Source organism: Amycolatopsis sp. Poz14 (assembly GCF_006704225.1).
GTDB classification, from domain to species: Bacteria; Actinomycetota; Actinomycetes; order Mycobacteriales; family Pseudonocardiaceae; genus Amycolatopsis; species Amycolatopsis nivea.
Genome location: NZ_JACLHD010000001.1, coordinates 2,786,942 through 2,801,320 on the forward strand (window position 1 = coordinate 2,786,942; position 14,379 = coordinate 2,801,320).

A 14,379-nucleotide genomic window follows, 5' to 3' on the forward strand; every position below is an offset into this window, starting at 1 on the left:
CGGTGCATGACCTCTGCCGCGGAGAATTACCTGCGCGAGTACCACGATCGCAAACCGGACGCGATGTCCGTGCTGATCGAGTCCGGCCGGGTGACCGGGGACGGCCGGACGAGTTACGAGGTGCTGGCCGACCGGGTCGCGCCCGCGCGCCGGGTGCTCGATCTCGGCTGCGGCGACGGTGCGCTGCTGGCCGTTTTCGCCCGCCGTGGCGCGGAAAAGCTCGCTGGTGTCGACCTGTCCTCGGGGCAGCTGGACCTTGCCCGGCAACGGCCCGAGCTGGCCGACGCGAGGCTGCATCACGGTCGCGCGCAGGAGCTGCCGTTCGAGGATGACAGTTACGACGCGGCTGTGTCGCACATGGCCTTCATGCTCATGGACGACCCCGAGGCGGTCGCCGCCGAGCTCGCGCGGGTGCTGGTTTCGCGCGGAACCTTCGCGTTGGTCGTCGGCGGTCCTGAGTCGACGGGCGCGACGCCGGTGTTTCTCGAATTGGCCCGGCCGTTGTTCCGCGAGGTGCCGGAGGAACGGCGTGCTACCTACACCGCCGAGCGGCGCACATCGAACCGCGAGGGGATCGACGAGGTGCTCGCTCCGGCCGGGTTCGCGCCGGTTTCCTGGGAGCCGTACGAGATCGACCTGACCGCCGCGCCGGAGGAGGTGTGGACGTTGTGCTGCGAATCGTATTACTCGACCGACACCCTCGATGCCGCTCAGCTGGCCCGGCTCCGCTCGTCCTTCTTCGCCGAGACCGAGCACCTGCGCACCGCGGACGGCCTCCTTCCGGCGGGGCTGTGCGTCAACCTGGCGAAAACGGAACTGCTGAAGTGACCGTTCGCGCTACCGTCTCGGACATGATGACGCCTGCCGAAGAGTTCCTCCGCGATTTTCACGACCGGAACCCGGCAGCCGCGTCCGAACTGGCCGAGCGGGGCCGGGTCGACGGACGCTCGGTGTACGAGGCGTTCGCCGACCACGTCGGCACGCCGGACAGCGTGCTCGACCTCGGCTGCGGGGACGGCGCACTGCTGGCGGTGCTCGCCGGTCGCGGTACCGGAAAGCTCGCCGGCATCGACCTTTCCGCCAAGCAGCTGGAGGTCGCGCGCGCCCGGGCCGGGCTCGCCGACGCGGACCTGCGACCCGGCCGCGCGCAGGAACTGCCGTTCGAGGACGACAGCTACGACGCGGTCGTGTCGCACATGGCGCTGATGCTCATGTCCGATGTCGAGAAGGTGATCGCCGAGACCGCCCGCGTGCTGCGGCCCGGCGGTGCCTTCGTGATCGGCGTGGGCGGCGGCGGGACCGACGCCCTCGAGGTGTTCCTGAAGGTCGCCCGGCCGCTCTTCGCCGTGGTGGCCGAAGACCGGCAGGTGCCGACCTCCGGCGACCCGCGCAGCCGCACCCGCGAAGGCCTCGACGCGCTGCTCGGCCCGGCCGGTTTCGCGCCGGTCGAATGGCACCAGCTGCGGGTGGACCTCTCCGGCACGCCGGATTCGGTCTGGCAGACCTGCCACGACACCTACTACCAGGTCGAAGCCCTGGACGAGACGCAGTTGCTGGGGCTGCGGACCGCGTTCAAGGTGGCGTCCCGGCCGCTGGTGACCCCGGACGGCACGCTCCCGGCCGGGGCACTCGTCAACGTGGCGACGACACGGCTGACCTGACCGGTGCGCCGAACCACTGCGTGAGCGCGGTTCGCAGCGCTTCGACGTCCGGCTCGGCGTCCGTGGAGGACCAGGCGACGTAACCGTCCGGACGGATGAGCAGCGCGGTGGGTGCGTCGCCGGTCGCCGTGGTGGACACGGTGGTGACGCGGTCTTCCCATGGCGCGGCGACGTCGGCGAGCACTGCGCCGGCCGTCAGGTCCAGCAGTACCGGGCGCGCGGCTTGGTACGCGGCGGTCAGTGGGCCTGGGTCGGCGAGCGGCAAGTCGGGAGCCCACCGGCCGCTGTCCGGGTCGGTGCCGTAGTGGATGTCCGCGCCGGACATCAGGTCGGCGATGTGCTGCCGCGTATCCGGAGAGCCGAGCAGTTCGACGAAGAATTCGCGCAGCGCGGTGACTTCCGGCCCGGGCGCGACGAGCGCGCTCTGCGCCTGGGTGTGCATCACGACGCGCTCGCTCACCGGGCGGCGTTCGGCTTCGTAGCTGTCGAGCAGCCCCGGCGGAGCCCAGCCCCGGACCTCCGCGGCGAGCTTCCACGCGAGGTTCGCCGCGTCCTGCAGACCGAGGTTGAGCCCCGGGCCGCCGAGTGCGGAATGCACGTGGGCCGCGTCGCCGACCAGCAGCACCCGGCCCCGCCGGTAGGTCTCGGCGATCCGGGTGTTGCCGCCGGACAGCCTGCGCAGCAGGAACGGACCGGGACCGGACGGCGGTTCGAGCGGCAAATCGACCCCAAGCACCCGCTGCACGCTCGCGCGCAGTTCTTCCATGGTCAGCGGATCGTCCTCGGCGAAATCGGCGGCGCCGCTGTGTTCGGTGACTGACAGCGCCGGGTTCGCCGGATCGAACGGCGCGAACACGAACAACCCGGTTTCCGTCCGGTGGTGCTGGAACGGCGGGATGACGCCCGTTTCCAGCTTCAGCCCGCCGGTCACCGGATCGACGAAGGACTGCGGGATCCGCACGTTCGCGCTGCGGGAGACGGTTTCGTCCCAGCTGACCCCGGGAAAGTCGATTCCGGCGAGCTTGCGCACCGTGCTGCGTCCGCCGTCCGCGCCGACCAGGTACTCGGCACCGAGTTCGTAGGGCCCATCCGGTCCCTGCACCTGCACGGTCACCGAGTTCTCGTTTTGGGTGAAGCCGGTGATTTCGTGGCCGCGGCGGAGATCGGCGCCGAGCGCGCGGATGTGCTCGATCAGCATCTCCTCCAGTTCGTGCTGCGGCTTCGGCAGGATGTACATCGGATTTCTGGGCAGATCGGCGAATTCGACCGGGAACGCGCCGAAGACGAACCTCGGGACCGGCGTGGGTTCGGGGACCGCGGCGAGCTTCTCGAACAGCCCGCGCCGGTGCAGCAGCGGCACCACCTGGCCGACGAGACCGTTGGCGCGGCGCAGCCCCTCAGGTTCGGCGAGCCGTTCGAGGACAATGGGGCGGACCCCGGCGAGGCAGAGTTCGGCGGCGAGCATCAGGCCGTTCGGCCCGGCGCCCGCGATGACGATGTCGGACATGGGGATCTCCTTGCGGGATCAGGGAAGCACCTCGGCGAGCGTGTCGAACGCCCGGTGCACGATGGCGGTCAGGTCCGCGGACGGGGCGGTGCGCAGCCACTCCTGGATGACTGCCCGCAGCACGCCGCCCGCGGTGGTGGCGATGAGCTGGACGCGGAGATCGTGGACGTCCGCGCCGAGGCGTTCCGCGATCGCCTCGGCCAGTGCTTCTTCGGCCGCGACATTGGCTTTGAGGAATTCGCCCGCCAGCGCGGGTTCGGCGATCATGACCTGGACGCCGGCCGTCCACTGCGGATCGTTGCCGCCGCCGGGGGAGGTGCCGCGGTCGGCGTCGAGCTGCATGAGCGACGCCTCCCGCAGCGCGGTCCACAGCGGTTCCGACGCCGGGCGCGCGCGGAGGTGATCAGCGATCCCGCGAGCCCGGTCCTGGTGCCGGGCGACGATCGCTTCGGCCTTGCTGGAGAAGTAGTTGTTGACGGTGCGCGGCGAAACTCCCGCTTCGCGGGCGATGTCCTCGATTGTCACGTTCGACAGACCGCGCTCGACTGTGAGCCGGACTGCCGCCCAGGAGATGTCGACCCGGGTCTCTTGGCGGCGGCGGTCTCGCAGGTTCGGTCGCTCGGTCATGAGACCACCATAGCGCGCTACTTGCGTGACGCGCAAAGTTTGCGCGTTACGCAAGTTTGGGGGCACGAAGAAGCCCGGGGCACGGATGCCCCGGGCTTCGCCGACGCGTCAGTCCTTCGTGCTCTTGAACGCGTCCTTGACCTTCTCGGCGGCCTGCTTGAGGTTGCCCTTGCCCTGCTCCGCCTTGCCTTCGGCCTGCCACTGCTCGTTGTCCGTGGCGTTGCCTACGGCTTCCTTGGCGCGGCCCTTGAGCTCTTCGGCCTTGTTCTCGGCTTTGTCGTTCACGATGGGTCCTCCCTTTCGTGCCTCGCGCTTCGGCTACCCGCTCTGCCGGGCGCCAAACTCGCGAATCGGTGCCCGGCGCGAACCGCCTCGAAACCTCGCAACCGACGTCGGCGAAGCGGCGGGTTTCCCTTTGCTGTGAAAGCGTTCTGTCCAGTTGCGAAAGGAGATCCCGGTCGCCGCGCTGGTGAAATCGACCGAGGTCAGGCTCGGCGTCGAGTGACCTAGGGCAGCACCCGGCACAGCGCCGCCAGCGCGCCCGACCACGCGCTGGCCGACGGGGTGCTGTAGCCGATCACCAGCGCGTCGCGGTCCGCGGGCGCGTCGGGATGGCGGAACGCGCCGAGCCCGTGCATGGCCAGCCCCTGCCACGCGGACCCTTGCACCACCGCGTCTTCCTCGCCGGACGGGACGTCCACCAGCACCTGCAAACCGGCGGAAAGCCCGGTCACCCGCGTGTTCGGCGCGTGCTCGGCCAGTGCCGCGACGAGCTGGTCGCGCCGGCGGCGGTAGTGCAGCCGCATCGCGCGGATGTGCCGGTCGTAGCTGCCCGAAGTGATGAATTCGGCCATGACGAGCTGGTCGAGCACGCCGGAGAACGGGTCGCGGTCGCCCTTGACCTCGGCGGCGGCCCTGGCGATCCGCGGCGGCAGCACCATCCAGCCCAGCCGGAGGCCCGGGGCGAGCGCTTTGCTTGTGGTGCCAAGGTAAATCACGTGCTCCGGGTCTAGTCCCTGCATCGCGCCGACCGGGCTGCGGTCGTAGCGGAACTCGCCGTCGTAGTCGTCCTCCAGCACCAGGCCGCCGGTCCGGCGCGCCCAGTCCACCACCGCGGCGCGGCGGTCCGGATGCAGCGCGACGCCGGTGGGGAACTGGTGCGACGGCGTCAGCAATACCGCGCCGACGGCGGGCAGGTCGTCGAGGCGTTCGACCTTCGCGCCGTCGGCGTCCACCGGCAGCTGCGGAGTGTCGAGGCCGACCTTCGCGAGATGCGCGCGATGTACCTGCAGGCCGTACGACTCGACGGCGACTGCTCGCGTTTCACGTTGCTTCAGTACTTCGGCGAGCACGATGAGACTGTGCGACGTACCGGTGCAGAGCATGATCTGGTCCGGGTGTGCGCGTACGCCGCGCGTACGGGCGAGGTACGCGGCTACGGCCTCACGTAGCTCTGGACGGCCGTACGGACCGCCGTAGCCGAACGCGTCGTCTGGTGCGTCGGTCAGGGCGCGTCGCGCGGCTTTAAGCCAGTCCGCGCGGGGGAACGCGGACAGATCGGGCTGGCCGGGGCGTAGGTCGTGCACGATCCGGTGTCGCGAAACAGGCTTCGGCACGGCCGGTGCGGGCGCGATCTCGGCGCGCGGGGCAACCCGGGTTGCGGCCCCTTGCCGCGCGGTGAGCCAGCCCTCGGCGACGAGTTCCGCATACGCTTGCGCCACGGTGTTCCGGGCGATTCCGAGATCCGCGCCGAGCGTGCGGCTGGACGGCAGTTTCGCGCCCGGGGTGAGCCGTCCGGTGCGGATGGCGTCGCGCAGGGCCTCCATCAGGCCGTCGCGCAGGCGAGGCCCGCGCAAGTCGAGGTGGAGGTCTTCACTCAGCGAACTGGCCCACTCCGCGCGCACGGAAATGGACCATAACAGAGTGCCAATCGCTCGTAGGGTCGAAGTTATGACAACGACAGAACGACTTCCGGTGCAACCGCCCCGCCTCAAGATGGCGGAACTGGCGCCCGAGGCCTACAAGACGATGATCCGCCTCGACGCCGCGACCCGGCACGGCCTCGACCCGGCGCTGCGGCAGCTGGTGCTGATCCGGGCGTCGCAGATCAACCACTGCGCCTTCTGCATCGACATGCACTCGAAGGACGCGTTGGCCGCGGGCGAAACGAGCGAGCGCGTCATCCAGCTCTCCGCGTGGGAGGAGTCGAAGCACTTCTACACGGCGAAGGAGGTCGCCGCGCTGGAGCTGACCGAAGCGGTCACCGTGCTCACCGACGGCTTCGTGCCCGACGACGTCTTCGCCCGTGCCGCCGAGCATTTCGAGGACGCCGAACTGGCTCAGCTGATCGCGACGATCACCGTGATCAACGCGTGGAACCGGTTCGCGGTCACGACGCGGATGGTGCCCGGCGAATACGTTCCGGGGAAGCATTGACCTGGTGGTCTGGACCACTATGTGAGCAGGATCGCGGGGCGGCATACCGCCGGTTTGCCCGGCGAAGGGAAAAAGGGCGCCCGGGGTTTCGGGTGCCCTTTTCCGGGATTGGTGACTTAACCGATCCAGCGTGATTACTGAGTGTGCTTGGGTGGCCTGGTGCAACCAGGGGTGGCCAAGTAAGCAGCTGCTTAACTACAAGGTCGGCAATGGTTTGGTGTCTTCTTGACCGCTTGTGACGGCGACTACTGACGGTGAGATTTACCCGCGAGGGTGAGGTCGATTCCGGATGCCGTAGTTAGCGTGGTCGGCGCGATCCAGGGACGGTTTCCCGGATCGCGTCCGCTCTCGCTGAAATGGGGTTCCGTGATGACCCGGGGTGACGCACCGGTGGTCTGGCTGATTGCCGGCACCCGGCCGGAGGCGATCAAAATGGCGCCGGTCGTGCAGGAGATGCGCCGGTCCGGACGGCTGGACCCGGTGCTCGTCGCGACCGGGCAGCATCCGGAGCTGGTCGACCAGGTGCTCGCCGCGTTCTCGCTGACCCCGGACCTGCGGCTCACCCTGAACCGGGTCGACGGCGGTCAGCCCGAGCTGTTCTCGCAGCTGGTCACCGGCCTCGACGCGCTCGCCGCGCAGCGTCCGCCCGCGGCGGTGCTCGTGCAGGGCGACACGACGTCCACTGTGGCCGGTGCGATGGTCGCGTTCTGGCGCAAGATTCCCGTGGTGCACCTGGAAGCCGGGCTGCGCTCGTTCGATCTGCAGTCGCCGTTCCCGGAGGAGCTGAACCGGCGGCTGGTCACGCAGACCGCGAGCCTGCACCTGGCCCCGACTCCGGCGGCCGCGCAGAACCTGCGTGCCGAGAGCATCGACGACAGTGTCCTCTTGGTTACCGGAAACACTGTGGTGGACGCGATTTCCCGGGTGACGGACCGGGGAGTGTCCTTTGCCGACAGTGCGGTCGGCGACGTGGTCGAGTCGGCGACGCGGGGCGAGTGCCGGTTGGTTCTGGTGACCGCGCATCGCCGGGAGTCCTGGGGCGAGCCGTTGACGCGCATTCTGTCCGCTGTGGACACGCTGCTGGCGCGGCATCCGGACGTTCGCGTGCTGCTGCCGATGCATCCGAACCCGGCTGTGCAAGAGGCGGTGCGCAAAGCGCTGGCTGGCCATCCGCGCGTGGTGCTCACCCCGGCGTTGCCGTATGAGCAGACCGCGACGGCGATCGCGGCGAGTTCGCTTGTGCTGTCGGATTCCGGTGGCATTCAAGAAGAAGCCCCGACGTTCAAGGTTCCGGTGCTGGTGCTGCGGGACACGACGGAACGGATGGAAGCCGTCAACGCCGGGTGTGCGATGCTCGTCGGAACGGACGCCGACCTCATTGTGGACACCGCGTCGAAGCTGCTGACCGATCCGGCGCAGCGGGCGGCGATGAGCACGCGCGCCAACCCGTTCGGCGACGGCCGAGCTGCGGAACGCACCGAACAGGCGGTGGCCTGGCTGCTCGGCCTGACCGATGATGCGCCGGAGCCGTTCGTCCCGGAGCGGGTTGAGGTCATGCAGTGAAGCAACGATTCCCGGCGTGGTTGCGGCTCGGGATGATTGTCGTTGCGGTGGTCAGCCTGGTGGGCGGAATCGTCGTGGTGGTCTCGGACGACGGCTCCGGTTCGGAAGCGGCGTCTCCGATCGAACCGGTGCTGCGGCAGCCGAAAATCGGTCTGGCCGGCCCGGGCGGGCGGGACGACCGGCGCACGTTGGTGCTCTTCGACGACGGGCGGCGGTTGCGGCCGAGTCCGCCCGCGACCCAGGTCGCCGAGGAGGCGCAGGCCAACGCGATCCAGACGGCGAACCTCGTTTCCCGTTCTACTGCTTGGCGAATGCTGCCCGCCGCGGACTACCGGAGCGGCCAGCTGAACGAGTACCAGGCGGTCGTCTACGTCGGCACGGTCTACGACGCGCAGCTCCCGCCCGCGTTGCTGGACGACCTGAGCCGGACCCGGCTGCCGGTGGTGTGGATGGGCAGCAACATCTGGCAGCTGTTCGACCACACGCCGGCGCTCGCCGGAAAGTGGGGTTGGACGTGGGCTCCGTTCCGGGAGGACAAAGTCACGACGGTGTCCTATCGGGACACTGACCTGCGGCGAGATCCCAATGCCGGCGTCGATGTCGTGGGCGTGCGGGTGACGTCGCCGAAGGCGAAGGTGCTGGCGCAAGCGAAGTCTGCCGAGGGAGTGTCGTCGCCGTGGGCGGTCCACAGTGGATCGTTCACCTATCTCGCCGAAGTGCCGTATTCGTACGTCGGTGCAGGTGATCGTTATCTGGCGGCTGCGGACATTCTCCTTGGCGTGCTCGCGCCGGACGCCCCGGCACGCCGACGTGCGCTCGTGCGGATCGAGGACATCGGCCCGCGCACGCCGCCTGCTGAAGTCCGGGCGATCACCGACTACCTCAGCGGGCACGGCGTGCCGTTCTCGCTAGCGGTGTATCCGTATTACGCGGACCCGCATGGTGCGGCGAACGGCGGTAAGCCGACGTTCGCGCGACTGGTGGACAGTCCGGAACTTGTTGCGGCACTGCGCGATGCGGTCGCGCGGGGCGGAACATTGGTGATGCACGGCTACAGTCACCAGTACAACGAGACCGACAATCCGTATTCGGGAACCAGCGCCGCGGACTACGAGTTCTATCGCGCGACCGTCGACCACCAGGACAACGTGCGGCTCAGCGGACCGGTGCTGGAGGATTCGCCGGAGTGGTTCCGCGGCCGCGTCGCGACTGGTCTCGCCGAGTTCGACCGGGTCGGGCTGCCTCGGCCGGATGCGTTCGAGTTCCCGCATTACGGCGGGTCCGCTGTGGACTATCAGGAGGCGGGCCGGGTCTTCCCGATGCGGTACGACCGGGGCAGCTACTACGCCGGTCAGTGCGACGGCGGCCACTGTGGACGGACCGACGTTTCCTATCGCGAGGTATACGGCCAGTTCTTCCCGTATCCGGTCCGCGACGTCTACGGGACTGTCGTGGTGCCGGAGAACGTCGGGAACGTGGCTCCGGCCAAGTTCAACCAGCACGCCGCCCGCACCGCCGACGACATCCTGGCTGACGCGAAAACCCATCGCGTGGTGACCGACAGCGTCGTCAGTTTCTACTATCACTCGTTTCTCGGCATCGGCGACCTCCGGAAAGTGGTCGAAGGGATCGAGGGGCTCGGCTATCGCTTCGTGTCCCCGGCCGCCGTCGCTGCCTGAGTTTGTTCTGGAAGGAAAAGAAATGTCTGTCACCCGGGTCGCTCCTGCCGTCGTGTCCGCCGCCGCGATCGGTGTCGCACCGTTCCACGGGGTGCTGTGGTTTGTCCTGTCAGCGGCCGGATTCGTCGCGATGGCGTTCACGGTCCGTTCGGTCCGGCTGCGTGCCAGCGGTTCCCGGGGCCGGCACGCGGCATGACGCAGCCGTGGTGGTTCGTGCTGCTGCTCTGCTGGTGGCCGGTCCACAACCTGGTACTGGCGGCCTTCGCCTGGCGGGCACCGCGGCCCGCGACTGAACGCGCGTCGCGCCCGTTGCTGTTCTGGATCGTTATTCCGGCGTTGAACGAAGAACGCGTTATAGCCAACACGGTGCGACACGCATTACGGCTGGGAACGCCCGAAACTCCGGTGCGAGTGCTGGTCATCGATGACGGATCCGATGACGCCACGCCAGAGATCGTCGCGGGTATCGCTGATGATCGGTTGCATGTGCTGCGGCGTGACTTGCCGCAGGCGCGACGCGGAAAGGGCGAAGCGCTCAACGCGGGTTATCGCTACATCGACGCCATTGCCGAGCGGGAGGGCACGGTTTCCCAGACTGTCGTGGGCATCATCGACGGTGACGGGCGCGGCAGCACGGGGCTGCTCACTGAGGTGGCGGCGATGCTGCGCAGCCGTGGCGTCGGTGCGGTGCAGTGCCGGGTGCGAATCCACAATAGACACCGGTTGCTGGCGTTGTTGCAGGACTTGGAATTCGGCGCGATCGCGGATGCTTCGCAGTCGTTGCGGGACGTGCTCGGCAGTGTCGGGATGGGCGGCAACGGGCAGTTCACGCGACTGTCCGTGTTGCGGAAGTTCGGGCCGTCTCCGTGGAGTGATTGTCTGGTCGAGGATCTTGAGCTGGGCCTGCGGCTGCACCTGGCAGGAGTGCGGATCCGGTACACGCAACGGGCTTGGGTGACCCAGCAGGGCCTGGAAGACGCGCGCCGCCTGCTGCGGCAGCGGACCCGGTGGGCGCAAGGGAATCTTCAGTGCTCACGACATTTGCGCAGTCTCGCGACCTCTCGATTCATTGCCGGGACCGGATTGTTCGACTTCCTGGTCTACCTGGTCGTGCCGTGGCTGACTGTTCCGCTGTCGTTGATCGCCGCGGCGCTGCTGGTGATCGTGCCGACGGCGTTGTTGACCGGGAACACGTTCGGCGGGTTAGTCGCGGAGACCGGGAACCTGGCGCAGGCGGTGGTGTGGTGGCTGGCCGCCTTGCTGCTGCCCGGGATCATGTGGGCGATCGTCTACTTTGTCCGGTTGCGCGACGAACCCCTGCACCGCGCGTTGCTGGCCGGATTGTGCTATCCGGCGTTCCTGTTGCTTGGCGTGCTGGCGACGTGGCGGGCGGTGTTCCGGATCGTCTTGAAGCGGAACGTGTGGGCGAAAACGGAAAGGCTGGCAGAGTTGCCAGCCTGACCGTCCTCAGAGAGTGCGCAGCAGTCGCACGGGGTTTTCGATGCAGTCGGCGACGAACCGGAGGAAGCCGCCCGCGGTGCCGCCGTCGCAGACGCGGTGGTCGAACGCCAGCGTCAGCTCGGTGATCTTCCGCGCGGTGACCTGACCGTCCACAATCCACGGCCGGTCGATGATGCGGCCGACGCCGAGGATCGCCACCTCCGGGTAGTTGATGATGGCGGCCGAACCGTCCACTCCGAACACGCCGTAGTTGTTCACGGTGAACGTGCCGCCGGTGAGGTCGGCCGGGGCGAGGCGTCCGGCGCGGGCCTGTTCGGTGCGGTCGGCGAGCGCGGCGGAGAGGTCTTCCAGGGTGTGCTGGTGCGCGTTCTGGACCACCGGGACGACCAGACCGCGGTCGGTCTGCGCGGCGAATCCGAGGTGCACGGCGGACGGGATGACGATCTCGTCGCCTTCCAGATGCGCGTTCAGTTCGGGGAACCGGCGCAGTCCCGCGACGGCGAACCTGCCGATGAGCGCGAGCAGGCTGATCTTCGGGGCGTGCGGATCGCTGTTGAGCGCGGTGCGCAACTGAAGCAGTTCGGTCGCGTCGACATCCACCCAGACGGTCGCCTCGGGGATCTCGCGGCGGGAGCGGGCGAGTTTGTCGGCGACGGTTTTGCGCAGGCCGCGCAAGGGGATTCGCTGCTCGTCCGAGGTGGGGACTGCTGGGGTTTCGGTGGCGGCGATCGCGCGTTCGACGTCGGCGCGGCTCACGATGCCGTCGGTGCCGGTTCCGGTGAGCGCGTGAAGGTCTACTCCGGACTCGCGGGCGAGGCGGCGGACCAGCGGCGACACGACACGAATACGGTCCGAAGTGGACTTCGACGCAGGAACCGGTGCGGTCGCTGGGGCCTTGCTGCCGCGCGGCCGCCGCGTGCGCCGAGTGCGGGTTTGGCTGGTGCCGTATCCGATCAGGACGTTCCCGCTGCCCTCCGGCGTCACGACGCCGGGTTCGGTGAAGTCCGCGGCACTGTCCACTGTGATCAACGGGCTGCCGACGGTCAGTACTTCGCCCGCTGCTCCGTGCAGCGTCGCGACTCGGCCCGCGAACGGCACCGGCACCTCGACGCTCGCCTTCGCGGTCTCGACCTCCACGACGGTCTGGTCCACGGTGACGGTGTCGCCGACCGCGACGTGCCACGTGACGATCTCCGCCTCGGTCAGGCCTTCGCCGAGGTCCGGCAGTTTGAAGACGGCCATCACTTCTCCCCGTCGAGCGGTGCCGCGTCGTCCCACTGGAGGCGTTCGATCGCGTCCAGGATCCGGTCGACGCCCGGCAGGTGGTGCTGTTCCAGATTCGGTGCGGGATAAGGAATGTCGAATCCGGCGACGCGCAGGACCGGCGCTTCCAGGTAATGGAAACAGTGCTCGGAAAGCTGCGCTGCGACTTCGGCCCCGTAACCGCAGAATCGGCTCGCCTCGTGCACCACGACGGCGCGACCGGTGCGCCGCACGGACGCGGCGACTGTTTCCGGATCGAATGGCGCGAGGCTGCGAAGATCGATTACCTCGGCGTCGTAGCCTTCTTCGGCGGCCGCTTCGGCAGCTTCGAGCGTGGTGCCGAGTGCTCCGCCGTAGGAAATGAGGGTGACGTCGCTGCCTTCGCGGCGAATCACCGCTTTGTCGAGACCGGGCGAACGGCGTTGCGGGTCAACGGTTCCCTTTTCCCAATACCGGCGCTTGGGTTCCAGGAAAATGACCGGGTCCGGGCTGTCGATCGCCTCGCGGAGCAGGGTGTAGGCGTCGTCCGGCGTGGCCGGGGTGACGACGCGCAGGCCGGCCGTGTGCGTGTAGTAGACCTCGGACGAGTCGCAGTGGTGCTCGACGCCGCCGATGCCGCCGCCGTAGGGCACGCGGATCACCACGGGCAGTTCGACCTGGCCCTTGGTGCGGTTGCGGAGTTTGGCGAGGTGGCTGGTGATCTGCTCGAACGCGGGGTAGGCGAACGCGTCGAACTGCATCTCGATCACCGGGCGCAGGCCGTTCATCGCCATCCCGATCGCGGTGCCGACGATGCCCGATTCGGCGAGCGGCGAGTCGAAGACGCGAGCGTCGCCGAAGCGCGCGGCGAGTCCGTCGGTGACGCGGAAGACGCCGCCGAGCGTGCCGACGTCCTCTCCGAAGACGAGCACGCGTTCGTCCTCGGCCAGTGCGTCGGCGAGCGCGCGGTTGAGTGCCCCGGCGAGGGACAGCGTCGTGTCGAGAGTCGCGGTCATGCCTGGTCCTCGGTGTTCTCGTGCGCCAGTTCGGCGGCCTGCTGGCGCAACGCGGCGGTCGGTTCGGCGTAGACGTGCCGGAAGAGGTCCGCCGGGTCTAGCTCGGTGTCGACGTTCATCCGCTCGCGCAGCGCCGCTGCTTCCTCTTCGGCGCGCGCGTCGATCTCCTGCTGCACCTTGTCGTCGAGGAGACCACGGTCGGTGAGGTACTGCTTGAGGCGGCTGATCGGGTCGCGCGTGAGCCACTGCTCCACTTCGGCCTTCTCGCGGTAGCGCGTCGCGTCGTCGGCGTTGGTGTGCGACTCCATTCGATAGGTGACAGCTTCGATGAGCGTCGGTCCTTCGCCAGCCGCGGCGCGTGCGACAGCCTGCTCGACGACAGCGTGTACGGCGGCAGCGTCGTTGCCGTCAACGAGCACGGAGGGCATGCCGTAGCCGACGCCCTTGTACGCGAGCGAAGGAGCGGCGGTCTGCTTCTCGAGCGGGACGCTGATGGCGTAGCCGTTGTTCTGTACGAGGAAGACCACCGGTGCCTTCCAGACAGCGGCGAAGTTCAGCGCTTCGTGCGTGTCGCCTTCACTGGTGGCACCGTCGCCGACGAGAACGAGCGAGACCGTGTCCTCGCCCTTCACGCGCGCCGCGTGTGCGAAGCCGACCGCGTGCAGCGTGTTGGTGGCGAGAGGCGTGCACTGCGGGGCGACGTTGGCGCGGTACGGGTCGTAGCCGCAGTGCCAGTCGCCGCGCAGCAGCGTGAGCACCTCGACCGGGTCGACGCCGCGCGCGACGACGGCCATCGAGTCGCGGTAGGTGGGGAAAAGCCAGTCCTGCGGGCGAAGCGCGAGGATCGAGCCGATCTCGGCGGCCTCCTGTCCGCGCGCCGACGGGTACACCGCGAGCCGGCCCTGTTTGGTGAGCGCGGTGGCCTGGGTGTCGAAGCGGCGTCCGGAAACCATGCCGCGGTAGAGGCGGAGGAGGACGTCGTCCGCGGGCATCGCGAGCGCCGGGTCGGGCGCGGGCGTGCCGTCGGCGGTCACGAGGCCGAGCGGCTCGTCGCTGGGCAGGAAACAGGACGCGGCAGTGCGTTCCGTAGTGGTCACCGACAGCTCCCATCGACAAAGACGAGTAGGCCCTGATACTCGCTGTCAGGCGATCAGGGATCCAGACTTGACGGAGAACTGTGGAATGAT

The 14,379-nt window shown here is 68.6% G+C and carries 14 protein-coding genes; 7 read left to right on the plus strand and 7 right to left on the minus strand.

The features are described 5' to 3' along the window. The first annotated feature begins 6 nt into the window (after positions 1–6). Positions 7–828 (plus strand): class I SAM-dependent methyltransferase, encoded by an 822-nt coding sequence (locus FKO37_RS13815; protein WP_238604569.1) that lies wholly within the window; start codon positions 7–9, stop codon positions 826–828. 23 nt (positions 829–851) lie between these two features. Further along, on the plus strand, positions 852–1,661 hold the full coding sequence (locus tag FKO37_RS13820; protein WP_238604570.1) for a class I SAM-dependent methyltransferase: 810 nt from the start codon (positions 852–854) through the stop codon (positions 1,659–1,661). On the opposite strand, the gene FKO37_RS13825 is transcribed toward FKO37_RS13820, so the two are convergent. From FKO37_RS13825 to FKO37_RS13840, 4 genes are all read right to left on the minus strand, one after another. Further along, the gene (locus FKO37_RS13825; RefSeq protein ID WP_238604571.1) at positions 1,633–3,168 is read right to left on the minus strand and encodes an FAD-dependent monooxygenase; all 1,536 of its coding nucleotides are present in this window, start codon (positions 3,166–3,168) and stop codon (positions 1,633–1,635) included. The two genes, FKO37_RS13820 and FKO37_RS13825, sit on opposite strands and share 29 nt — an antisense overlap. Positions 3,169–3,186: 18 nt before the next feature. Continuing rightward, a complete protein-coding gene (locus FKO37_RS13830) occupies positions 3,187–3,795 on the minus strand; it encodes a TetR family transcriptional regulator (RefSeq protein ID WP_037810592.1) in 609 nt (202 codons plus the stop codon). Between the two features lie 108 nt (positions 3,796–3,903). After that, positions 3,904–4,080: a CsbD family protein gene (locus FKO37_RS13835; RefSeq protein ID WP_009082264.1), complete on the minus strand. Its 177-nt coding sequence runs from the start codon at positions 4,078–4,080 to the stop codon at positions 3,904–3,906. Positions 4,081–4,301: 221 nt separating this feature from the next. Then, entirely contained in the window at positions 4,302–5,699 is a 1,398-nt protein-coding gene (locus FKO37_RS13840; protein ID WP_238604572.1) for a PLP-dependent aminotransferase family protein, read from the minus strand. A gap of 46 nt (positions 5,700–5,745) precedes the next feature. Here FKO37_RS13840 and FKO37_RS13845 point away from each other — a divergent pair, with 46 nt between their 5' ends. The 5 genes from FKO37_RS13845 to FKO37_RS13865 all read left to right on the plus strand — a co-directional run bounded on the left by FKO37_RS13845 (position 5,746) and on the right by FKO37_RS13865 (position 10,934). Continuing rightward, complete coding sequence (locus tag FKO37_RS13845) at positions 5,746–6,231, plus strand: carboxymuconolactone decarboxylase family protein (protein ID WP_037810590.1); 486 nt, start codon at positions 5,746–5,748, stop codon at positions 6,229–6,231. A gap of 369 nt (positions 6,232–6,600) precedes the next feature. After that, positions 6,601–7,794 (plus strand): non-hydrolyzing UDP-N-acetylglucosamine 2-epimerase, encoded by a 1,194-nt coding sequence (gene wecB / locus FKO37_RS13850; RefSeq protein WP_238604573.1) that lies wholly within the window; start codon positions 6,601–6,603, stop codon positions 7,792–7,794. Beyond that, complete coding sequence (locus FKO37_RS13855) at positions 7,791–9,473, plus strand: DUF2334 domain-containing protein (protein WP_238604574.1); 1,683 nt, start codon at positions 7,791–7,793, stop codon at positions 9,471–9,473. Before wecB ends, FKO37_RS13855 begins: the two co-directional genes overlap by 4 nt. Positions 9,474–9,495: 22 nt before the next feature. Next, on the plus strand, positions 9,496–9,669 hold the full coding sequence (locus FKO37_RS13860) for a hypothetical protein (protein ID WP_238604575.1): 174 nt from the start codon (positions 9,496–9,498) through the stop codon (positions 9,667–9,669). After that, complete coding sequence (locus FKO37_RS13865) at positions 9,666–10,934, plus strand: glycosyltransferase family 2 protein (RefSeq protein ID WP_238604576.1); 1,269 nt, start codon at positions 9,666–9,668, stop codon at positions 10,932–10,934. Before FKO37_RS13860 ends, FKO37_RS13865 begins: the two co-directional genes overlap by 4 nt. 6 nt (positions 10,935–10,940) lie before the next feature. Here the strand turns inward: FKO37_RS13865 and FKO37_RS13870 are convergent, their stop codons facing one another. The 3 genes from FKO37_RS13870 to pdhA are packed head-to-tail and all read right to left on the minus strand — an operon-like array spanning position 10,941 to position 14,289. Continuing rightward, positions 10,941–12,176 carry a dihydrolipoamide acetyltransferase family protein gene (locus tag FKO37_RS13870; protein ID WP_037810587.1) on the minus strand — a complete coding sequence of 412 codons (1,236 nt, stop codon included), beginning with the start codon at positions 12,174–12,176 and terminating at the stop codon, positions 10,941–10,943. Continuing rightward, positions 12,176–13,192, minus strand: a complete 1,017-nt coding sequence (locus FKO37_RS13875; protein WP_238604577.1) for an alpha-ketoacid dehydrogenase subunit beta — start codon at positions 13,190–13,192, stop codon at positions 12,176–12,178. Before FKO37_RS13875 ends, FKO37_RS13870 begins: the two co-directional genes overlap by 1 nt. Beyond that, positions 13,189–14,289: a pyruvate dehydrogenase (acetyl-transferring) E1 component subunit alpha gene (gene pdhA, locus FKO37_RS13880; RefSeq protein WP_134667403.1), complete on the minus strand. Its 1,101-nt coding sequence runs from the start codon at positions 14,287–14,289 to the stop codon at positions 13,189–13,191. Before pdhA ends, FKO37_RS13875 begins: the two co-directional genes overlap by 4 nt. Positions 14,290–14,379 lie beyond the last annotated feature (90 nt).